This is a genomic window from Vibrio sp. 1401 (assembly GCF_033340295.1).
Window position 1 is genome coordinate 1 of record NZ_JAWOWF010000055.1, and the last position, 21,216, is coordinate 21,216.

The 21,216-nt window shown below is 44.7% G+C and carries 19 protein-coding genes and 1 pseudogene; 3 read left to right on the forward strand and 17 right to left on the reverse strand.

All coding sequences use genetic code 11. The features are described from left to right. Positions 1-91 precede the first annotated feature (91 nt). Both R7Z77_RS20830 and R7Z77_RS20835 read right to left on the reverse strand, forming a co-directional pair. Entirely contained in the window at positions 92-1,651 is a 1,560-nt protein-coding gene (locus R7Z77_RS20830; RefSeq protein ID WP_031778895.1) for a methyl-accepting chemotaxis protein, read from the reverse strand. Between the two features lie 548 nt (positions 1,652-2,199). After that, a pseudogene (locus R7Z77_RS20835) lies at positions 2,200-3,199 on the reverse strand (nickel/cobalt efflux protein RcnA). Positions 3,200-3,334: 135 nt separating this feature from the next. Between R7Z77_RS20835 and rcnR the strand changes: the two are divergent. After that, a complete protein-coding gene (rcnR, locus tag R7Z77_RS20840; protein ID WP_005375370.1) occupies positions 3,335-3,607 on the forward strand; it encodes a Ni(II)/Co(II)-binding transcriptional repressor RcnR in 273 nt (90 codons plus the stop codon). Between the two features lie 266 nt (positions 3,608-3,873). On the opposite strand, the gene R7Z77_RS20845 is transcribed toward rcnR, so the two are convergent. The 6 genes from R7Z77_RS20845 to ltnD form a co-directional block, all read right to left on the reverse strand. Next, positions 3,874-5,367: a GntP family permease gene (locus tag R7Z77_RS20845; RefSeq protein WP_005375369.1), complete on the reverse strand. Its 1,494-nt coding sequence runs from the start codon at positions 5,365-5,367 to the stop codon at positions 3,874-3,876. Then, the gene (denD, locus tag R7Z77_RS20850) at positions 5,367-6,326 is read right to left on the reverse strand and encodes a D-erythronate dehydrogenase (protein WP_213895925.1); all 960 of its coding nucleotides are present in this window, start codon (positions 6,324-6,326) and stop codon (positions 5,367-5,369) included. Before denD ends, R7Z77_RS20845 begins: the two co-directional genes overlap by 1 nt. Positions 6,327-6,387: 61 nt before the next feature. Further along, on the reverse strand, positions 6,388-7,164 hold the full coding sequence (otnI, locus tag R7Z77_RS20855) for a 2-oxo-tetronate isomerase (RefSeq protein WP_005375365.1): 777 nt from the start codon (positions 7,162-7,164) through the stop codon (positions 6,388-6,390). Beyond that, on the reverse strand, positions 7,164-7,811 hold the full coding sequence (locus R7Z77_RS20860) for an aldolase (protein WP_005385078.1): 648 nt from the start codon (positions 7,809-7,811) through the stop codon (positions 7,164-7,166). The genes otnI and R7Z77_RS20860 overlap by 1 nt, the downstream gene beginning before the upstream one ends. An 11-nt stretch (positions 7,812-7,822) precedes the next feature. After that, a complete protein-coding gene (gene otnK, locus R7Z77_RS20865) occupies positions 7,823-9,079 on the reverse strand; it encodes a 3-oxo-tetronate kinase (RefSeq protein ID WP_031777204.1) in 1,257 nt (418 codons plus the stop codon). Between the two features lie 25 nt (positions 9,080-9,104). After that, positions 9,105-10,013, reverse strand: coding sequence for an L-threonate dehydrogenase (gene ltnD, locus R7Z77_RS20870; protein ID WP_064354560.1), 909 nt, complete (start codon positions 10,011-10,013; stop codon positions 9,105-9,107). Positions 10,014-10,287: 274 nt separating this feature from the next. Between ltnD and R7Z77_RS20875 the strand changes: the two genes are divergently transcribed. Next, positions 10,288-11,046, forward strand: a complete 759-nt coding sequence (locus R7Z77_RS20875; protein WP_005375354.1) for a DeoR/GlpR family DNA-binding transcription regulator — start codon at positions 10,288-10,290, stop codon at positions 11,044-11,046. 178 nt (positions 11,047-11,224) lie between these two features. Here R7Z77_RS20875 and R7Z77_RS20880 read toward each other — a convergent pair whose 3' ends face one another. From R7Z77_RS20880 to ppiC, 6 genes are all read right to left on the reverse strand, one after another. Continuing rightward, positions 11,225-12,979: an ABC transporter permease subunit gene (locus R7Z77_RS20880; protein WP_081248205.1), complete on the reverse strand. Its 1,755-nt coding sequence runs from the start codon at positions 12,977-12,979 to the stop codon at positions 11,225-11,227. A gap of 4 nt (positions 12,980-12,983) precedes the next feature. Continuing rightward, on the reverse strand, positions 12,984-14,498 hold the full coding sequence (locus R7Z77_RS20885; protein ID WP_064354559.1) for an ABC transporter substrate-binding protein: 1,515 nt from the start codon (positions 14,496-14,498) through the stop codon (positions 12,984-12,986). Then, the gene (locus R7Z77_RS20890) at positions 14,488-15,336 is read right to left on the reverse strand and encodes an ABC transporter ATP-binding protein (protein ID WP_213968065.1); all 849 of its coding nucleotides are present in this window, start codon (positions 15,334-15,336) and stop codon (positions 14,488-14,490) included. The genes R7Z77_RS20885 and R7Z77_RS20890 overlap by 11 nt, the downstream gene beginning before the upstream one ends. A gap of 20 nt (positions 15,337-15,356) precedes the next feature. Then, positions 15,357-16,118, reverse strand: a complete 762-nt coding sequence (locus R7Z77_RS20895) for an ATP-binding cassette domain-containing protein (RefSeq protein ID WP_079401269.1) — start codon at positions 16,116-16,118, stop codon at positions 15,357-15,359. 172 nt (positions 16,119-16,290) lie between these two features. Then, on the reverse strand, positions 16,291-17,595 hold the full coding sequence (locus tag R7Z77_RS20900; RefSeq protein WP_064354557.1) for an MATE family efflux transporter: 1,305 nt from the start codon (positions 17,593-17,595) through the stop codon (positions 16,291-16,293). Between the two features lie 343 nt (positions 17,596-17,938). Next, the gene (gene ppiC / locus R7Z77_RS20905; protein ID WP_080276970.1) at positions 17,939-18,280 is read right to left on the reverse strand and encodes a peptidylprolyl isomerase PpiC; all 342 of its coding nucleotides are present in this window, start codon (positions 18,278-18,280) and stop codon (positions 17,939-17,941) included. Positions 18,281-18,494: 214 nt separating this feature from the next. Between ppiC and R7Z77_RS20910 the strand changes: the two genes are divergently transcribed. Continuing rightward, positions 18,495-19,409: a chemotaxis protein gene (locus R7Z77_RS20910; protein WP_005385059.1), complete on the forward strand. Its 915-nt coding sequence runs from the start codon at positions 18,495-18,497 to the stop codon at positions 19,407-19,409. A gap of 80 nt (positions 19,410-19,489) precedes the next feature. On the opposite strand, the gene R7Z77_RS20915 is transcribed toward R7Z77_RS20910, so the two are convergent. The 3 genes from R7Z77_RS20915 to hutX form a co-directional block, all read right to left on the reverse strand. Next, the gene (locus R7Z77_RS20915; RefSeq protein WP_042521559.1) at positions 19,490-20,026 is read right to left on the reverse strand and encodes an ATP:cob(I)alamin adenosyltransferase; all 537 of its coding nucleotides are present in this window, start codon (positions 20,024-20,026) and stop codon (positions 19,490-19,492) included. 96 nt (positions 20,027-20,122) lie between these two features. Continuing rightward, complete coding sequence (gene hutZ / locus R7Z77_RS20920; protein WP_005375331.1) at positions 20,123-20,653, reverse strand: heme utilization protein HutZ; 531 nt, start codon at positions 20,651-20,653, stop codon at positions 20,123-20,125. Positions 20,654-20,709: 56 nt separating this feature from the next. Continuing rightward, positions 20,710-21,213 carry a heme utilization cystosolic carrier protein HutX gene (gene hutX / locus R7Z77_RS20925; protein ID WP_005385051.1) on the reverse strand — a complete coding sequence of 168 codons (504 nt, stop codon included), beginning with the start codon at positions 21,211-21,213 and terminating at the stop codon, positions 20,710-20,712. Between the last annotated feature and the right edge of the window lie 3 nt (positions 21,214-21,216).

Genomic DNA, 21,216 nt, shown 5'->3' on the forward strand with positions numbered 1-21,216 from the left:
TTTAAAATACAAAACGCCCGATGAAGTACATCGAGCGTTTTAGTTAAAAAGTGTCAACCCATATCAGGACGGGTCAAGGGTCAGTTGGCGTTTAGATTCTAAACGCTCCCACGTGACGATCGAGTGTTCGCGATAGCTCCGCGAGTTGTTGACTTGATGCTTCTAGTTGCTCACTCGCCGTTAGCGCACTTTTCACTGAGTGGCTGACGGTATCCATGTTCATATTAATTTCGTTTGCTACCGTTGATTGCTGTTCTGTTGCGGTTGCTACTTGAGTATTGATATCTGAAATAGTCGTCACTTGTGCAGCTATTGCTTCTAAAGCCTGTCGAGCTAACTCAGTTTCTGCCGTTCCTTCTTCAATAAGAGTCTTACTATTACTCATTGAATTCACCGCACTTTGAGCTTCAGTTTGTAGCTGGTGAATCATATTGTCAATTTCATCGGTAGAATGAGCCGTTTTAGTCGCTAGGTTGCGAACTTCATCAGCGACTACTGCAAAACCTCGGCCAGCGTCACCAGCGCGTGCCGCTTCGATAGCCGCATTGAGAGCCAATAGATTGGTTTGCTCCGAAATACCTCTAATCACCTCTAGAATACTACCAATCGACTGAGTATTTTCAGCAAGACTCACGATAATGTTGGAAGTGCTGTTCATCTCGTTTTCAAGATTAGTCATCGCCGTTTTGGTTCTTTCTAGCGTCGTGTAGCCATCTTGCGCTTCATTACTTGCTGCACTCGCAGCATTTGCCGCCCCGGCAGCATTGGAGGCAATTTCATTGACCGTCGCAATCATTTCGTTCATGGATGTGACAACCAGCATGGTTTGCTCGTTCTGCTCTTGCCCTCTTGTGAGCGCTTGCTGAGATTGCCCACGCAAAGCGACAGCTGAACTATTAAGCTCCACACCAGTATTTACAACTTGTGTAATAATCTCATGTACTTTCCCAACAAAAACGTTGAAAGCAGAAGAAATTTGCGCGACTTCGTCATTACCTTTCGCTGGCAAACGAACGGTTAAGTCTCCGTCTCCTTTTGAGATGTCTTGTAGAGCGTCTTTAAGCGCAGAAAGCGGTCTCATCAGTTTATTTAGCAGAAGTGACAGAATCAAAACACACATAACGAAGATCGCCACCATAGAGATCAACTGGTAAGTAATAATTCCATTCGTCGCTTGGCTCACTTCGGTAATAGGAATACCAATATCAAAAGTACCGTATAACTGACCATCCACATAAATTGGTGCCATGATGTCAAACACCCATACTTTCTGTACATCGGCATACCACTTTGAGTACTGTTGAACACCTCTCGTCGCGCCTTCAACAGTATATTCATCGTTATAGGTTTTGTTCAGCTTGTGCTTATCACTGTGGGCTACTGCCGTTACGTTACGGTCAATTACAACGGCATAACTCACGTCTGAACGTTGTTTCAGCCCCTCAACAAGCGATTGTAAATCTTGCATTGGATTGGCTGAGTTCTCCAAAATATAACTCGCATTTCCCGCTAGAAACTCAGCTTGAACTTGGGATTTGTTTAAGATGATGTCATCGATTTTCTGACTCGAAATTAGGTACGTTGATGCCATACTCGCCACGACAGCAATACCAAACATGGCGCAGACTGCTAATAAGATGATTCTTTTCATTATAATTGTCTCAATACAATTCAATTGATGCTCATTAATCGAGCGCTAAGCCTTTCTTCTCCAAAACCAACCAAACTGCATTTTGGGTCTGTTTGGCAGAGCAAGACATAACTTTATAACTATGTATCTGCTTGGTTCCCGATTACTTTAGACAGAAGGAAAAAAAGTCTTCAAAACGTCACATTTCTACGAGGTTTGGCGAAGGGACGAGTACGCAAAAGGAAACGTTTGCATAGTTAAATTTAACTATGCGACCAAATTGGTATCGAACATTAAAGAAAAGAGTGCTAATTAGCGTTTTGCCGTCGGGAGCGCTGTGGTCAGTGCTCCCGTTTTATCATTTAGTATCTCAGGTTCAGATATTAGAGCCACAATCGCAGCGGTTGTAATCCGAGATGCTTGGTGAAGCGAGAATGACTTGGTTTGTAGATATGGCAGCGATGTCAGATCGAGTGATTCTCAATCAAGAATCGGCAGCAAAATATGCAAACCCAGGCATGAAGCCATTGCCCATAAAAAAGAAAGGAAAAAAATCTTTACCACAGAGTTTAACTTGTCAGCGATATGTATCCATGCATACCCATGTACAAACCAACTGCACTGATCAAGACGCCCGATAAGTAAGGAGCTCGACGTGCAACATCATTCAAACCGCTCCATTTAGATGTCGCTTTTTGCACGCCCACTGCTGCCACAACGCCAACAGCAACCAGAGTCAAGGCTAAGCCAATACTGAATGACACAACTAAAGTCGCACCAAGAGTCATTGCCTTAAGCTGCAAACAGATAAGCAAAACCGTTACCGCAGCAGGGCATGGAATCAAACCGCCCGTTAATCCAAACAGCAGAATTTGCCCATTCGTCACGTCTCGATTCTCAAAGCGTTTTTGAATGTCTAAAGCGTGAGCGCGTTCGTGAGCATCTTGATATTCCTTATCTTCGCTTTCTAAATGAGAACCAGAACGGAAATGTACATCAAAGTCATGGGTATGATCATGGTGCCCGATGATCAAAGTGACAGAAAGTCCATTAGAGACTTCAATGCAAGACGCCGATTCCAAGTATCCATCACGCTCTATAAAGTGATAGATATCAGCAGGTTGATAACCATCACTCGATACCGAAACCTTGATACCTTCAGCAGTTAAAGGTTTACCGCTGAGTGTTCGCAATTGGAAACGGTGATGCTCCCCTTCCTCTGTAATCGAAAGCGAAACATGCCCATGTCCGCCAAAACATCCATACGCCGGTTGTCACGATAATGACCCCAGAGATAAGTTGCATCCATGGTTCAGCCGCTTCAGCGGTGAATTTCTGGCTAATATACATCCCGCCAACAGCGATTAACCATACAATTGCAGTGTGAGAAAGTGTGGCAGCTAAACCCAGCATCACGGCTTGTTTGACCGTTCCTTTCACAGCGACAATGAACGCCGCCATCATCGTTTTAGAGTGCCCAGGTTCTAAACCATGCAAAGCGCCAAGCAAAATGGCACTGGGAATAAAGAACCACCCATTACCTTGTTGTAGTAACGCGACAAAATCCATTGTTGTTCTCTGTTGTTGATTCTAATTTATCGCAAACTATACTCCCCCCCAGTATTAAATACTACCCCCCAGTATAAATTGAGTGCTACATTATCAGTTAGAATAACTCGGCCCGTAACTTAAAGAAGATAAGACATGTCGCATACAACCAGAGATCAAAAGAAGCTCAACACTCGAGTCAGTAAAATACAAGGTCAGGTGAATGGACTTAAAAAAATGCTGGAAGAAGAGCATGAATGCCAAGATGTGTTGCAGCAGATTGCCGCTATTCGGGGAGCAGTAAATGGTTTGATGCGAGAAGTAATTAAAGGTCACTTACTTGAGCACGTTGTACTTGAGGAAGACAAAACTCAACGTGAAAAAGATATGGAAGTCGTATTAAAAGTACTGGACTCTTATATAAAGTAACCCTACTTCGCTAGAGTAAAGTCACTAGGGTTAAACTCGAATAGATCCTTTATAGGTAATCGCTTACTAAGCGGGAAATAACAATTCCATTTCATATTGATTAAGTTGAAAACGGAACCTATATCGGTTCAAGTTAAATAGTTTATTTATAAGAACTAAAACGGCCCAAACATAGGGCCGTTCATACTATTAACAATCTCTAAACCATCTGATAAAAATACATGCTGTGATAGGTTTTTACTTTATGGAAGAGTACAAGTAAACCTTTATACCTCTTGTAATTCGACGTGCTTAGCGCTGTAAGATTTTGTAAATGCAACACACCCCAGAAGTACAGCAAGTGGTAACACGGGATCAAAGATTGAACCATGAGATCCGAAGAATAAGTTAAGAATCATTACTAATGAACCACCAATAGCCCAAGCAATTGTTGTTGGAATAGTCCAAATAATGAGTTGTTTCTTAACCTCAGTCACCCCCATTAATCGATTAACAATATGGAATAGCGAGTCATTAAAGTAGCCAGCAAATAGAGATCCCATCGTAGCTGCCGTCGCTGCGAATAAAAGGTTAACGTCAGGAATATTTACTAAAACTGGGGCAGATATAGAAGCAGCGGTTATCATGGAGACTGTACCAGAGCCCTGAATAATACGAACTAACGTCGCAATAATAAATGGAATCATAACCGCAGAAATAGGAAGCCCTGCAACTTGGTTAGCAATCTCTGCGCCCGCACCCGTTTCACGCAATACGGCACCTAACGCGCCACCAGCTCCTGTTACTAACAAAATGATGCCACAAGTGGAGATTCCTTGTTCCATCTTTTCATTCGCTTCTTCTTTGGTAAGGTTATTACCCAATGTGTAAACCGCTAATAACGTCGCTATTGATAGTGCAATAGTAGGGCTGCCGATAAAAGCGATAAATTGACCAAATGTTGTTGCAGTCAGCCCTTCGAAACCGAAAGTCCCCTCTAATAAACCCATCACTGATTTCGCAAGTATAAGTAAAATAGGGATAATAATTGGAGCGATAGATTTACTTAAAGATGGTAGGTCTTTCGCTTCTTTACTTGCAATGTACTCTTTGTGATCATTAATCAGTTGCTCACTAGACTTCGAGAAATGTTCGGTTGGAATGAATTCAGGAAACTGTTTTTCTAACCATCTTGCATACCAAACAATACCCATGACACAAGGCGCTGCGATCATCAAACCAAAACCTAACATGCTGGCAAGATCGACACCAAAGATACCAGCAACGCCCAAAGGCCCTGGAGTCGGCGGAATAGCGTGATGCGCTACGACCAAGCCGCCCGCCAGAGCAACCGTAAGCGTTAAAATCGAGCGATTGGACGTTTTTGACAAAGACTTCGCTATTGGATAAAGAATGATAAGCGCGCTATCCACAAAGATTGGGATGCTAACAATATAGCCAGTTACAGCAAGAGCGGCCTCTTCTTTCTTTTTTCCTAACCACTTTATAAAATTATAGGCAATACTTTCTCCTGCTCCAGAAGCCTCTAAAATAGCCCCCATCATAACGCCGAGACCGATGACAATCCCTATACCGCCTAATGTTCCACCAAATCCTTTGCTAACGGTCGCAATCGTGTCGTCAACACTTAACCCACCAATAATACCTGCGATACATGCCGCAATTAACATCGCAATTAACACATGTACTTTTGTACGTAATACAAGAAAAACAAGGACTGATACGGCTACTATTAGTCCAATTACTGAGGTTGGTAACATTAGACAATCTCCATATTGTTAACAGAAATAAATTGTTGTAATACATCCTTGAAATTACTGTCTGCTTTAAATCCAAGCTCCAGTTCTTTAGTACAATAAATTTTTTGTGGCCAACTACTCACAATACGATCAATACCCGCATCATGCTCATAGGTAATATAATTAGAAAGTTGTTTACCCATTAGAGTGTCCATTGTTTGAATCATCTCAGCTGGTGTAGTTTGAATACCAGGTAAATTAAGCGTTCTATAGGACAGATTATTTAACTGCTCATAAGGCATTAGCCCTGCATATTGAATATTGTCCACCACTCTAGACGGGCTCGATATCCAAAGTTTTAGCGTAGGGTCTACAGGACAATTTGATTCTTGAGCATTCAAAGGCTCACGAATAATTCCGCTTACGAAAGAGCTAGCGGCAAGGTTTGGTTTCCCAGGGCGAATACAAATAGTCGGTAAACGTACGGATACAGCTTTAACAAAGCCTTTACGGGCATAGTCGTTAACCAATAACTCACCTATAGCTTTTTGCGTCCCGTAGGATGACTGAGGATGAAGTGCTGTTATTGGTGTAATCGTTTCCGGAAGATCACCACCAAAGACAGCTAAAGATGAAGCAAACGTAAAACGAATATTAGGGTTTACTTTACGGCAACGCTCAAGCAATAACTGTGTGGTCGTCAGGTTTACAGCTACACCTAAATCAAAATCTTGCTCAGCATGGCTCGATACAATTGCCGCTAAATGAAAAATGTGTGTCGTTTCGGCAGTAATAACTTGGTCTATATTTTCTCGCTTTGTCATATCCATGACTAAAGAAACGACTCGGTCATCAATGCCCTCTAAGCGCGACTTTTGAATGTCGACAATAGTAATACTTTCAGCTTTGTTTTCTTTTAGTAGTGATTTGGCAAGTAGGGTTCCGAGAAAACCCGCCCCTCCAGTTATGATAATATTCATAGTCACGACCCTTTGTTTTTGTAATTGGTTTCAAGTTATTTATGGATAGAAATTAAAATTGTTATAGGTATGGTTTAACCCAACTAAGGCCTAGCTGCGTGCTATGCCTTGGGTTGTATTCACAACCGATCCAGCCTTGGTAACCAGAGTCATCCAAAACATTGAATAGGTGTGGGTAATTCAGTTCGCCTTCCGATGGTTCGTGCCTTTCAGGCACAGAAGCAATTTGAATATGGCCTGTGTATGGCGCCACATCGCGAATCAACGTACTCAGATCACCGTCCATAATTTGTGCGTGATAGAGATCGAGCTGCAATTTCACGTTTGGACGAGCCACTTGTTTGATGAGTTCAACCGCTTCACGTTGATGTGCAACAAAGTAGTTCGGTACATCGCGATTGTTGAGTGGCTCAATCATCAGCTCAACACCATGTTCGGCAAACTTATCCGCTGCATAACGAATGTTTGAGATAAAGGTTTCAATATGCTGATCACGAGTGAAGCGAGAATCAACAATGCCAGACATAGCGTGAACCTTTTTACAGTTCAGTGCCTTGGCGTACATCAGCGCAGTCTCGACGCTCGTTTTAAATTCATCCTCACGCCCCGGAATAGCTGCAAAACCTCGTTCACCTGCATCCCAATCACCTGGAGGCATGTTGAATAACGCTTGCTCAAAACCAAACTGCTGTATCTTGCTTGCTAGTTCTTGCGCTTCGAATGCGTATGGGAAAAGGTATTCCACCGCTTTGAAGCCCGCTTGGTGTGCTTTTTCGAAACGATCTAGAAAAGGAACTTCTGTGAATAACATTGTCAGATTTGCCGCGAATTTAGCCATTACTTACCTCTCCCTTTTAGGTCTTGAATCTCAGTATCCGTTAAGTAGCGGATGTTGCTGTCTTTAAGAATGAACGCTAGCTTCGCTGTCTCTTCTAACTCTTCTGCGTTATCCACTGCATCTTCAAAGTCCGTACCCGTGATCACTGGACCATGGTTCGCCAGGAGGAAAGCTCTGTAGTCACTAGCCCGCTGCGCAAGTTCTTCAGCAATCTGAGGGTCGCCCGGGCGCAGGTACGGAATCACTGGCAGTTCGCCAATGCGCATTACAAAGTAAGGTGTAAAAGCTTTGATGGCATTCTCGCGATCTAGACCTTCAAGACAAGAAAGCGCCGTCAAGTAAGTAGAATGCAGATGCACAATCGCATTACACTTTGAGTTATTTCGATAAATCGCCAGATGAAAAGCCACTTCTTTTGATGGCTTTTCACCAGAGATATGGTTGCCATCAATATCCACAACCGAAAGCTCTTCAGCAATCAAGCGGCCGAACGAAGAACCAGTTGGCGTTGCCAGAAAGTGTCCATTAGGCAGTTTTAGAGAAAGGTTGCCAGCGCCGCCAGTCGCATAGCCACGTTCAAACATAGAGCGCGCCATAGTGACCATTTGCTCTCGCAGTTGTTGTTCTGTCATCAATTCTTTATTCATCACAACCTCACCTATTCAAAAAACGACTGTGCTTTGGCAAAGAAGTGTTCATCGCCGAAGTTGCCCGATTTCAGAGCCAAAGAAAGCTCGCCTTCAAGTGACTTCACCCAAGGTACACCTGGTGCGATTTGAGGACCGATATGAAAACCTTTTACGGCTAGGCTTTGGGTTACAACCCCTGAGGTTTCCCCACCCGCAACGATGAAATTTTTCACACCGTGCTGCTGAAGTTTGATTGCAAGTTGGCTAAAGAATTGTTCAACCGCGTGACTTGAAGCATGCGCGCCAAACTCTTGTTGAATCGCTTTTAACGCCGCTGCATCTGCGGTTGCGTAAACCAGTGGTGCGAACTCGCTTTCGATGTTGGTCATGACCCAATCAAACACTTGATTTGAGTAGTCTTCTTCCGTCAGACACGCCTTCACATCAATAGCAAAGTGTGGCGCTTTTTCTTTGTAAACAGCGACCTGTTGGTTGGTCATGACAGAACAAGATCCAGATAACACAACGGTTGGTGCCTTTTTAGGGTTCCCCTCTTGCTTCGCATCACTTTGATCTTCAAGGCTCTCTATCCAGTTCTTAGCAATACCCGCAGCCAAACCAGAACCACCAGTTACCAGTTTTAGAGACTTCGCCGCTTGGCCAAGTGTGACAAGATGCTCTGCATTGAATGCATCAACCACTGCGTAGCGGTTGCCTTGTACTTTTAGCTCTTCAAAGCGCTCAATTACCGCTTTTGGACCTTGTTCAATTATTTGGAAGTTCACCAGGCCAGATTTGCCTTGAGATTGAGCATCCATCATACGAACTAGGCTTGAATCAGTCATTGGTGTCACAGGGTGATTACGCATACCTGAGTCGCTTAGCAAGTCTTGGAATACAAATAGATGGCCGTTGAAAACTGTGCGACCATTCACTGGTAATGATGGGCAGACAATGGTGAACGCTTCACCTAGCTCTGCAAGCAGTGCATCCGTTACAGGACCAATGTTACCTTCTGCTGTGCTGTCAAACGTTGAGCAGTACTTGAAGTAAAACTGCTGACAGCCATTTGCTTGCAGCCACTTAAGCGCCGCTACTGAATCCTCGATTGCCTCATCTACAGGACAAGAGCGAGATTTAAGACTGATCACGACCGCATCTGCGTTTACATCAATCTCTTCTTTTGGAATACCGTTAAGCTGAACTGTGCGCATGCCGTTTTCTACAAGAAAACCTGCGATGTCTGTTGCGCCAGTAAAGTCGTCTGCGATAACGCCTAATAACATCATTTTTTCTCCGTTTTACGTGCGCTTATTTCTGTTTGTTTTCTACACCTGGAAGCTCAATACCATCAAAAATCTTGATAACGGCACTGTCGTCCTCCTGGCCAAAACCAGCATTGCTTGCACTCAAAAACATGTTTAGTGCTGTGCTTGATAGAGGAAGTGGAAATTTGAGATCTTTTGCTGTGTCCGATACGAGGTTTAGATCTTTCACAAAGATGTCGACCATAGATTTAGGGGAGTAGTCACCATCAACTACATGCTTCATGCGGTTCTCAAACATCCAAGAGTTACCCGCTGCATTCGTCACCACGTCGTACATCAGGTCAAGAGGAATGTTTGCACGTGCCGCTAATGCCATTGCTTCAGCACCAGCTGCGATATGAACACCTGCTAGCAATTGGTGGATAATCTTCACAGTTGCGCCTAGGCCAATCGCTTCACCGATGTTGTAGACCTTAGCTGCCGTTGCGTTGAGTACTGGTTCAAGTGCATCAAATGTGCTTTGCGCTCCCGACGCCATAATAGTCATCTCACCTAATTCTGCTTTTGCAGCACCACCAGATACCGGTGCATCAAGCATCACAAGATTGTGTTCTGCCAATTTCGCTTCAATTTGTTTTGCGTCTTCTGCTGAGATGGTTGCTGAAACCATTACTGGCGTATTCGGCTTAAGCACTTTAGCAAGACCGGTTTTGAACAAGACCGTGTTAACTTGAGCTGCGTTCACAACAAGAACTAGAACCGAATCAAGCTTATCTGCAAACTCAACTGCATTTGTAGAAACTGCTTTTGCACCGAATGAACCTAACTCTTCAAGCGCTTGAGAATTTAAATCGAAACCATAGACATCTAGGCCTGCACGCACACATGACTTTGCGGCGCCCATTCCCATAGAGCCTAAACCGATAACACCTACAGATTGAACTTCACTCATAAAAACAATGCCTTCTGGTCTATTAAACTTTGTTAATTCTTGTTTGGTTGATGTGATTATATGTGAAGATTAATACTAAGACCTCGCTTTGAATCACATTTTTTCACACAAATTAACAATATCGTGATATATACCTCTTTATGGGCAGAGATATTCCGAGCAGTTAACACAAGCGAAGGCTGTTCTTACAACGTTGAGAACATAATTCACAGATATTCACAACAAATGAAAAGATTGGTAGGATACTGAAAAACAAGAATATAGAAGTGAAACTATGATCCCAGCAGAACGTCAAAGAACCATATTATCCCTGTTATCACATCAAGAAGTGTTAAGCATTTCAGATTTAACCGACCACCTTGGCGTATCACATATGACCATTCGTCGTGATATCGTGAAGCTTGAATCCTCAGGTAAAGTCGTTTCTGTTTCTGGTGGAGTGCAACTCGCTCAAGCTCTACATTCCGAACTTTCCCATGATGCGAAGGTCGAGCAACAAGCGGATGAAAAAATTCAAATTGGTAAGCTGGCGGCTACGTTAATTGGTCAAGACGCTACGATTTACTTGGATGCGGGAACAACCTCTCTAGAAATCGCCCATCAAATAGCAAATCGTAATGATCTTTTAGTGATCACCAATGACTTCTCTATTGCTGCTTTCCTTATGACGCACAGTGAATGTGAGCTTTACCACACTGGGGGAAAAATTGACCGCGAGAACCAATCTACCATTGGAGGAAAAGTCGCAGAGTTCTTGAATGGGCTAAATATTGATATCGCCTTTATTTCGACTTCATCTTGGAGCTTGAAAGGCTTATCAACACCTAATGAAAATAAAGTTCTCGTTAAAAAAGCAATCATCAAGGCGGCACAAACCAATTATCTGATCTCAGACTCAACTAAATACGGTCAGATAGCGAGCTTTCATGCATTAGACATCGAGCAATTGGACGGAATTATTACCGATCGAAACCTATCCGAAGTGGTCACTCAAGAATTAACGGATAAAGGATTACGTGTGTATAAAGAGTAACACTACCTAAACATCTGAGTTCGCGTAACTTTTATACTCGTTAATTTATAGGTGCTTCCAATATACATAGACCGTGCTGTGTACTTTCTGGCAGAAAACACATCCTTTTGTTTTCTAAATTACCAAATTACTGATTACATCTGGGATATGGACGCTCACTTCACTTTATCGCTGCTCGTCACTTGTCATCAAAAATCAAATTCACCGCAATTGCCATCAAAACTAAGCCTGAGATTGGTAGCAAGACACCCAATGGTGAGCGCTCTATGTAAGGCAAGTTTTCCGCAATCAATAAGCCCCACTCAGGTTCTGGCGGCTTAACGCCAAGTCCGATAAAACTCAGAGAAGTCAGGCTGAGCGTAATGTAAGGCAAACGCAGAAACGCATGACGAATCAATGGCGGCAGCACATAAGGCAACAAGTAGTAACGGAGTACTCGCCACTGACTGGTTCCCCAAATGGGCGCAAGATGCGTGTAAGGCTGCGCTTTGGCTTCCATCAACAAACTTGCACAGTGCGCTGCTAATGGTGCCCATGACACCATAACAATCGCAATCAAGGCACTGTTTGGGTTCATTCCTGTTAGACCAGCAATCAGCAAACCCGCCACAATGTATGGCACACCTTTGGTGATCTCAATTAAGCCTTGGCTATAACGAGTCACGAAGCCGAGCAACAAACCAATCACCAAACTTAGGAACGTTGCGATGATGCCCATTTTGATTGTCGACATCATACCGCCGCCAACACGAGCAAGCAGATCTCGACCAACCGCATCGGCACCAAACGGGGCAGCTAAGCTTGGCGATTCAAGGCGGGTAAATTGGATGGTGTAAGGATCGCGCATTAACGCCCATCCCGCACAACCAATCAGCAAGGCAAAGATTGTCGCACTGACGATGCGTTTGGTGGTGCTTTGGGTAAAACGGAACGTACTGTGACTGCTGATCAGCTTGCCACTTGTGACACTGTGCCCGAGTAACCAGCGTTGCAATAAGATGCTCGCACTGCTGATCAACATCGAGAACACCAGCAACACCAACAAGCCACCTTGCAGCATCGGCAGATCTTGTGACTTCGCCGCGCCTAAGATTAGTCGTCCGATACCCGGAATGGAAAACACTTGCTCCACAGCAACCGCGCCGCCGGTTAAACCGATCACCGTCATTGCGATTTGAGGAATCAAGTTACTAACAGCACGCCACAAGGCAAAGCGTAATATTTGAAACTTACTGACGTTCGCCGATAGCCAACTGATCACCCAAGGCTCATCTAGTACACGCTTGAGGCTGTCATTGAGCAAGCGCCCAAACAAGCCAGCAGCAGGCAATGCCATTGCCAAACTTGGTAGCCAGAGGTTTTGCACGCCTTGCCAACCATAAGGCGGGAACCAGCCCAACCAAATGGAAAACACCATGATCAGCAACGAAGCAATCACGTATTCAGGCAGTGAGACCAACACCGAACTGAGCGTGTCATGATGTTTGTCTAAACGATTCTGTTGCCAACGACGCACAGTGTAAAGGACGCTCGCCATACACATTACAAATGCCATAACTAACGCTGTAAGCATCAGTAATAGCGACGTTTTTGCGGTTTGTTGAACGCTCTCCATCACGGATGCGCCGCTCACCCAAGAGACACCTAAGTCTCCTTGCATGGCAAGCGTCAGCCAATCCCACAATCGCTCAGCAGCGCTGCGGTCAAGTTGAAGATCTTCTCGAATTGCTTGCAGAGCTTCTGCCGTCAGCAATTGTTGAGCACCCGCACGAGCACGGAGGATTGATTGGCTTGGGTCGATACCGGCAATATCCGGCATCAAACCCACCAGCACAACCACTACCCCGAGTGACAGGAAGCGCGACAAAAAACGCGTAAACCATTCAGGCATACAAGCGCTCCAACGAGAACGCATGTTGGCAACAGACGACATCGAGTTAGTTCACCTCAGTAAACTGGTCGATCAGGCGACGCTCACGTGGGTCACGTTGTGCATTCTTCACGCGATCACTCTCACCTTGGATTACACGCTCGTGAAGCAGTGGAATCACAGCGTATTGCTCAAGGATTTTGCTTTCTGCTTCGATGATCGCTTGTTGGCGTTTCTCACCCAAAGGTTGACGATCAGCGTGTTTCAATGCTGCGTCCACTTCTTCAGAGCAGAACTGACCTAGGTTGTAAGAACCTTTACAGCTAAAGTCACTTTGCATGTACGCCACTGGATCGCCAGAATCCAGCACCGTTGCACGTGACAACAAGAACGCATCGAACTTACCTGCTAGTGCATCGTTTTCGATTTGTGCGTATTCACGAACGTCTAGCTCAACCACAAAGCCAGCCGCTTCAAGTTGTTGCTTTAGCAGCACCGCTACTTCTGGCAACTCAGCACGGTCGGTAAATGTACCGATGGTGATCTTCTCACCGTTCGCGTGGCGCATTTCCATGGTTTCCATACGAGGGTTCGCATCACGAATTGGTTGAGCCCATGCCAATGCTGGACCTAACAGACCTTTTGCAGAATCGGCGTGGTTCTCGTAAACCGTTTTGATGATTTGCTCACGGTTAACCGCTTGAGCCGCTGCTTTACGCAAACCGAACTGGCTAAACACATCTGATTTGTTGTTTAGGTAAAGCGTGTTGGTACGTGGCATTGCGACTTCGTGCAGCTGTGAAGATTCCATCATCGCGATTTGCGAAACAGGAACGGCTTCAACGACATCCGCCTCACCGGTACGTAGTGCTGCAGCACGAGCAAAACCGTTTGGTACGTATTCAGCAAAGATACTGTCTACTTTTGCTTTTTCGCCCCAGTAACCGTCAAAACGCTTCAATTTAGCGCTGGTTGTACCGTTGATTTCTGTCAGAACGAATGGACCGGTACCCGCATTAATTGGCACAACACGACCGTTTTCTTGATATGCAGCACCAGAAAGGATCGCTAGCTGTGGGCTAGAAAGACGGCTTGGCAACAGTGGATCGTTAAAGGTCGTTTTGATTTCAACAGTGAAGTCGTCCAATGCGCGAACTTGCCATTCGATACCGTCCAAGATGCGTGGTTTAGGTGCGGCATCTAATGCTTTTTGCAGAGAGTTCACAACCGCGTTGGCATCAAGGTCAGAACCATCGTGGAATTTCACGCCCTTACGTACCGTAAATTGCCACGTCATCGGGTCAACTTGTTCCCATTCCGTTGCCAGCATAGGCTCTGCTATCGACTGATCGTTGAGGTTCACTAGCGTTTCTGCCGTGCTCCAACGTGACAGTTTGAACGCGTCATCTGAAAGTGGTGACAAACCTGTGCGTGGTGGTTGCATCATGGCGACGCGAATTTCCGTTGCTTGCGGTGCGGCTGCTTTTTCCGCTTCTGGCTTGCTTTCGCCAGAGTCAAAACAACCCGTCAGCAGTGCGCTTAAAGCCAGCGACAAAGCTAACTTGGGAGTACTAAGGTGCATAAGAAACCTCTCCAATGGTTTTTGTGAATTCATTACTTTTGTGTTGAGCGCTCATCAAGGCTCTCGTGATCAAGTGCGATGGGTTATTTGTCACGTTCTGTGCTGTGCCGTGCTCGACAACGCGTCCTTTGTCTAACACTAGGATTTCATCGCATAGGGTTTGTGCCGCATCGAGGTCATGTGTCACCAAAATCAGACGCATCTGACGATTCTTTTGAATGCCTGCCAACAAGTCGAGAATCTGTTTACGACTGACGGGATCTAGGCTGCTGGTTGGCTCATCGGCAACCAATACGCAAGGCTCAACAATCAAAGCTCTGGCGATAGCCACACGTTGGGCTTGCCCAACTGATAATTGCTGCGGGTTACGATCCAACAATGTGAGATCCAAACCGACATCCGCCAACACCTTTTCCACCCTCTCGTTGAGCTCTTGCGTCAAACCAATGTTGCTCAAAGGTTCCAGTAAAATCTGGCGAACGGTGTAATAAGGATTCAAGCTCGATTGCGGCTCTTGTGGGATCAGCTGAATGTGCTGACACAACTCTTGTCGCTGCTTAGCCGAGCTACGCGATAACGGATAACCACACACATACACTTCACCAGATGTGGGCTTACGAAGACCGAACAGAAGCTCAATCAAGGTCGATTTACCCGCACCAGAAGGACCAACAATCGCAATGTTCTTTGTGTCGATAGCAAGATCCAATTGTTCAAGCGCTTTAAACGGTTTGCCCCCTAACCAACTTGGTTTGGAGTAATAGTGAACACTGGCTTGCTCAAAGCGAACTTCCGCCGATTTAGGCTGCGTGTGCCCGCTCAAGTTGTGCTTAGTCAAAATAGGCTCCAGAGATGAGGTTAAGGCAGCAGTTGCGCAAGTTGTTGGCAGAAAGGATGCGAACTTTGCTGAATGGCTTGCCATGGTGCGCCATAAGCCACCATGGTGTTGTCCGCAATCACCAAAACTTTGTCACACGCCAAAGCCGCAGATAGATCGTGCGTGATCAACAAACCACTGATGTTGCGTTGCTGAACACTGCTGCGGAACAACTCAAGGATCTCCGCTTCGGTGATTGGATCGAGCGCACTGGTGGGCTCATCCGCGATGATCAAGTTGGCACTACCAAGCAAGGCGATCGCAATACAAATACGCTGGCGCTGACCACCAGATAGCTGGCTTGGATGCTGCGCCAATGCTGCTTTTGGATCTGCAAATCCGAGTTGAGACAACAAGGTCGTCACCGTTTCTCGGTTTGCTGAAGACAAGCGTGTTTTGTTGCCCGTCAATGCCAAACACAGTTGTTGCTCGACAGACGCCAATGGATTCAGCGCTTTAAGTGCATCTTGGAAAATGACCGCGGGACGCTGGGATTGACTCCGTTGCAGCATGGCAGTTTGTGCGACTTCACTGCTGTTAAGCTGGATACTTCCGTCTACCCAAATATCTGACGGCAAAAAACCTGCGACGGCTTTCGACAACATGGATTTACCGATACCGGAAGGTCCCATAATGGCAAGAACTTCACCTTGAAACAGCTCAAAAGAAATGTCTTTGAAGAGTGTGCGTTCTGAGTCTGTAAGGCTGAGATTATTAACGGAGAGTATTGGTTGAGAAATCACGGCATCAAACTAAATGTAATAATATAACATCACAAATAATATCATGCGGGTTAAAGCAAGGAAACCAGTCGGAAAGGTTATTTCATCACCTTTTTCAGATTTATCAGCAAGGGCAGATGGCTCCACCCTTGTGATAAGAACATCTAATTTAGGTCATTTGTGACAGTGTGTATTAAAGACACTTTTGTTTAACTTGACCGAGGTATCGAAACAAGAAGACAAAGCGCCCAACGTAGAACAAAGTGAATGCCAGCCACAAACCGTGATTGCCCCAATATTGCACCGCAATAAATTGGGTCACTAAGAACAGCACCATGGTTAGAAAGGTAGAGTTACGCACTGGTCGCGTCGTCCCTGTACCGGTAAAGATGCCGTAAAACGTAAGACCAAAACCAGCAACCAACGGGAATGCCAATAACCAAGGGCTCATGTCTAGATACAGCTCAACAAGGTTTGGCAAAGTGGTAAATAACGACACCACTTGATGTCTGAACAGCACTAACAGCAAGGTCAAGACAACAACGAACGCCGCGGTCCATTGCGTGTTTAGCTTAATCACGTTATCAAGCAATGTCGGATTCTTCTGCCCTACCGCTTTACCTGCAAAGACGCTCGACGCATTCGCCACACCGTCGAACATGTAGCTGACGATAAAGGTCACTTGCATCAAGATTGCGTTCGCAGCGAGCACATCAGAACCTAGTTGAGAGCCTACACGCGCCATCATGTTGAAGAACACCAGTAGACATACTGTACGAAGCAGCAGATCTATATTGGAAGACGCAATGACTTTGAGATCTTTACGCGTCATTTTCGCGGTCTGAATGTAATCAAACAGTGGGAAGCGGCAGGTTTTCAACACCAGCACCGCACCAATAACAAATGTCGAGATTTGTGCGATAAGTGTCGCCACCGCAACGCCAGCAATGCCCATATCGAAGTACAACACAAAGACGATATCCAGCACGATGTTCAGCACGTTACCAAACACTTGTGTGAACAAGGTTTCTTTGGCTTTCGCCTGCCCCATCAACCAACCAATCACGGTGTAGTTCAGAAGTACAAATGGCGCACCAAAGATCATGATATCGAAGTAAATCTTAGCGTTTTCGGCCACGACTGCATCAGGGGAGATAATCAGCTCTGCCCCCATCCAAATCACGGACTGCAACGCAATGAAAATCAAGCCAAGGCAGAGCGAAAGCACGAAAGGACGCAATAAGCTGCTCGCTTGATCTTCTGGGCTATTTTTACCTAATGCGATTGCACTTTGCCCGGTAGTACTGACGCGGAAGAAGCCAAACAGCCAATACAAGGTATTCATGATGACGGTGCCGATCGCTACACCACCAATCATCTCAGCCACACCGAGTTTACCGATCACCGCGGTGTCCACCGCCCCCAATAATGGTTGGGTTACCGTAGAAACGATGAAAGGAAATGCGATTTTAAAATAGTCTTTATGAGTCAGGGACATCTTAAATTATGAACAGGATTAATTTTTATAAGGTCGCTATCATATGCGAATGGCGCCCGAACATGAACCAAAGTTCGCCAGCAAGGAATAGCATTGATAATTGATACAACCGGCAAACGTATCCTCATATCAAAGCTTGAAATAGAATAACGACTTATGAGAAAAGCCAAGTTAACTGCATATAAATGAGTTTCTAGTTTGGAAAGATTGGCGTTTGGTGGAGCATGGCAGATCAGAATGTATCTGCCATGTCATAACGGTAGTGATTGGTGAAAAGAGACCGTACAGATGATATTTAATGCTTGTGGGTTTCATCTGACAATGTTTAGGTCGATACCAAGCCTTATGTTCTGTAAAGCACCTTTACAACATGCCAACCGAACTTGGTTTTAACTAGATGCGGCGTTAACACTTCGCCAGAAAAGCACACTTTGTCGAATTGAGGTACCATTTGACCACGGCGGAATTCACCAAGGTCACCACCGCGTTTGCCTGACGGGCAAGTTGAATACTTCTTCGCTAATGTCTGAAACTTTGCGCCTTTTTTCAGTTGCTTGATTATGTCTTCCGCTTGCTCTTTGTGCTTCACAAGAATATGTAATGCGGCTGCTGTATTTGCCATTGATCTATCTCTCACTATTCTGGTCGCGCAAGTGTACCCAATCCTTTTTAACAGACCAAACATTTCTTAATAATAGCTCAGCGGTAAAGGCCCAAATACACGAGGAATATAAAATCGTCTACATAATGAGTTTAAAATACAAACAAGTTTTGCTCAGTTAATCACTATTCTCTAAAAGATTGTCTAAAAAGCTCACATTTGTCTCTCCGATGGTTGAAGCCTTCGTCTGATAAGATTAGATTAGACACAATTCGGTGGTATTTATAAGGTTATTTTCATGGCAAAAGTCGTTAGCAAAGCGAATCAATCTCAGGGCATGTTGATGTTTAAGCTCACCCTGCAACAGAGTTTCGCTATCGGTACGCTAAAAGTCCGTGAAATCGTCCCATACATGCCAACGACGAAGATCCCTTACTCGCATCATCACGTCATTGGAACCGTTACGATACGTAACTTAACAGTACCAGTGATCGATATGTCAGCGGCTGTTGGCTTTCGTCCTATAAGTGAAGAAGAATATAAAAGCTGCTACTTGATCGTGACAGATTGCTTGCGAACCGTGGTTGCTTTTATGGTTCGTAGTATAGAGAAGATCATTGAGTGCGATTGGAAAGCTATTGAAACGCCACCTCCGAGCGCTGGAAAAAATATTTTCGTGACTGGAATTACTCGCTACGAGGACAAAACTGTTCAAATGCTGGATGTGGAACTGCTACTTTCCAAAATTTATCCGCAGTACGAGAATTCAAAGATACCAATGCTGACAGATATTGAGCGAGAACGCCTAAAAGCACTCAGTATTCTATTGGTGGATGACTCTTCCATCGCTCGTAAACAGCTGTGTGACGCACTCGATAGCATCAATATTGGGTATCAAATCTGTAAAAATGGTTTAGATGCATTGGAACTGATGAAAAGTGACGCTGCGGCTCATCGCCCAATTGATATTCTGGTCAGCGATATTGAAATGCCCGGATTAGACGGTTATGAGTTAGCATTTGAAGTTCAGAATAATTCCTCTCTGAACCATTCATACCGCATTTTACACACATCGTTATCGAGCGAAATCTGTGTAGACAGAGCTCACCAAGTTGGCGCGCATGAGGCACTTGAGAAATTCAATGCAGGAGAACTAATCGAAGCGATGCTTCGCGGAGCAAAAGAGCTAGAAGCCAAAGCTATGACTTCTTAACTCTTATTGGACGAGTTGATTTGAGAATATAATGCAGTGCTTGTCCTACCCCTGATGCTCACATCCGCTAATTTCTCAGCTCACTTCTTTGGCATCGCGTAACTACGAGAAACGAATTCCGTCTCTTTGACTTGATGAGTATGATTAATATAAGAAGCTAGGCTGTAAAGTACATTCGCTAATAAGTTCGCGTATCGAAACAAAATAGGTGCGGGCTGCTTCTTACCTGTATGTTCAACGGCAACTAATGCTCGTACCGTTTTTTTAGCTTGGCAACGGCACAAATGCAATTGACTGGCTGCCGGGTGTCCTCCGGGTAGAACAAAGCCTTTGAAGCCACCATCAATGCGTTGCTTGAGCAAAGCATAATCGGCCTTTAACTCTTCAACTTCCGTCTCTGTAATCGCTAATTTTCCGCGAACCGAACCATTTAGATGATAAACATTAGGCTGTATTCTTGTCAGTATATCACGGCTAAACTCGTCCAACTCCATAGCGAGAACAAGGCCAATACGACTACAAAGTTCATCTGCTGTAATTTCAAAGTCACAAACCGGACTGTCCTCGTAAATAAACGGATAGCAAATCTCGCTCAATTCCTTGCTTACAGGTTTCATGCTTTTGTTCCAATATAAAAAGGGAGTCAGTATAACCTAACTCCCTTTAAACGTTCATTATGCCAAATGATCGACATTCATATGATCGGTTTACAATCAGGCACTTTCGACTTTCTTGTGACCTTCTTGAAGGTGAACAAAATCTACTAAATCATCACCAGACACTTGATACGCCTGACCAAAACCTTTAACAAATAGCCCCGATTCTGGCTTTAAGTTGAACAAAACGAAATCCTCTAGCTGGCTTAGACCATCAATAATCTCACCAAAACGCTCTTTCATTTGTCCAACAACTTGTTGCCACATCTCTGTGTCTCGCTCAACTACATTTGCTACCGCATCAAAAGTTAAGCGCTTACGAGCAAACAACTGCTTTGAAGACTCTTCATCTTCAATCATCATCAATGAAACATTTGGATTTTCTAAAAGGTTACGGGCATGACGAGCGATTTTAGAAATGAGAACGAAATAACCTTCCTGGTTTTGGACATAAGGCGCGTAGCTTACATTCGGGCGACCTTCTGCATCGACAGTTGCAAGCTGAAGTGTACGGCGCTCCTGACGGAACTCTTTGATCTCTGGCCCTAAACGACCTTGCAAACGCTCTTGTTTAACTTGTTGATCCATATTGATACCTGACTTTACTAATTAGTATTCGAGTTAAGCCTCGATTATGTTTGTGATTACTTTTTTAATTCGGCTTGTAGGGCGCGAAATGCGGTGACTTGCTCTTCAATCAACTCGCGCTTTTCGTTACGGCCTAAATAAACCTTGAAAATATTGCTTCCGCACTCTGAGAAAAAACCAAAATAGTGACTCTCTCTACCCATAAACGGTTTACTGACTAATGCGACATTTTTAACGTTATCTAATTTAAGGTGGCCGTGCAGTTCACCTTCTCTACCCATTAAATTGTAATAGCCACGCGCCACTTTTCCTTTTGGAAACGGCGCTTTAACTTCGAAGATAGAACCAAAAGAGTGGACGATGGTCGTCACCGGGCCAAAACCAACCAAACTTTCTAAGATGCTTTGCGCTTGCTCTCCTGGTGCAATAGCCACCATTTCCTGAGGTAGAGCCGCAACAACCTCAAACTCGGAAATGCCAAGACGCTCTGCCATCGCAGCTGGCAATAATTGTGGTTCTTGCTCTAGTAATACTTCAACTTGTTGCTTGATTGATTCCATTGT

Excerpts from the sequence above, each read along its gene's own strand:
- R7Z77_RS20830 (WP_031778895.1), bottom strand. The coding sequence starts at position 1,651 with ATGAAAAGAATCATCTTATTAGCAGTCTGCGCCATGTTTGGTATTGCT.
- rcnR (WP_005375370.1), top strand. The coding sequence starts at position 3,335 with ATGTCGCATACAACCAGAGATCAAAAGAAGCTCAACACTCGAGTCAGT.
- R7Z77_RS20845 (WP_005375369.1), bottom strand. The coding sequence starts at position 5,367 with ATGTTACCAACCTCAGTAATTGGACTAATAGTAGCCGTATCAGTCCTT.
- denD (WP_213895925.1), bottom strand. The coding sequence starts at position 6,326 with ATGAATATTATCATAACTGGAGGGGCGGGTTTTCTCGGAACCCTACTT.
- otnI (WP_005375365.1), bottom strand. The coding sequence starts at position 7,164 with ATGGCTAAATTCGCGGCAAATCTGACAATGTTATTCACAGAAGTTCCT.
- R7Z77_RS20860 (WP_005385078.1), bottom strand. The coding sequence starts at position 7,811 with ATGAATAAAGAATTGATGACAGAACAACAACTGCGAGAGCAAATGGTC.
- otnK (WP_031777204.1), bottom strand. The coding sequence starts at position 9,079 with ATGTTATTAGGCGTTATCGCAGACGACTTTACTGGCGCAACAGACATC.
- ltnD (WP_064354560.1), bottom strand. The coding sequence starts at position 10,013 with ATGAGTGAAGTTCAATCTGTAGGTGTTATCGGTTTAGGCTCTATGGGA.
- R7Z77_RS20875 (WP_005375354.1), top strand. The coding sequence starts at position 10,288 with ATGATCCCAGCAGAACGTCAAAGAACCATATTATCCCTGTTATCACAT.
- R7Z77_RS20880 (WP_081248205.1), bottom strand. The coding sequence starts at position 12,979 with ATGTCGTCTGTTGCCAACATGCGTTCTCGTTGGAGCGCTTGTATGCCT.
- R7Z77_RS20885 (WP_064354559.1), bottom strand. The coding sequence starts at position 14,498 with ATGCACCTTAGTACTCCCAAGTTAGCTTTGTCGCTGGCTTTAAGCGCA.
- R7Z77_RS20900 (WP_064354557.1), bottom strand. The coding sequence starts at position 17,595 with ATGTCCCTGACTCATAAAGACTATTTTAAAATCGCATTTCCTTTCATC.
- ppiC (WP_080276970.1), bottom strand. The coding sequence starts at position 18,280 with ATGTTTGGTCTGTTAAAAAGGATTGGGTACACTTGCGCGACCAGAATA.
- R7Z77_RS20910 (WP_005385059.1), top strand. The coding sequence starts at position 18,495 with ATGGCAAAAGTCGTTAGCAAAGCGAATCAATCTCAGGGCATGTTGATG.
- R7Z77_RS20915 (WP_042521559.1), bottom strand. The coding sequence starts at position 20,026 with ATGAAACCTGTAAGCAAGGAATTGAGCGAGATTTGCTATCCGTTTATT.
- hutZ (WP_005375331.1), bottom strand. The coding sequence starts at position 20,653 with ATGGATCAACAAGTTAAACAAGAGCGTTTGCAAGGTCGTTTAGGGCCA.
- hutX (WP_005385051.1), bottom strand. The coding sequence starts at position 21,213 with ATGGAATCAATCAAGCAACAAGTTGAAGTATTACTAGAGCAAGAACCA.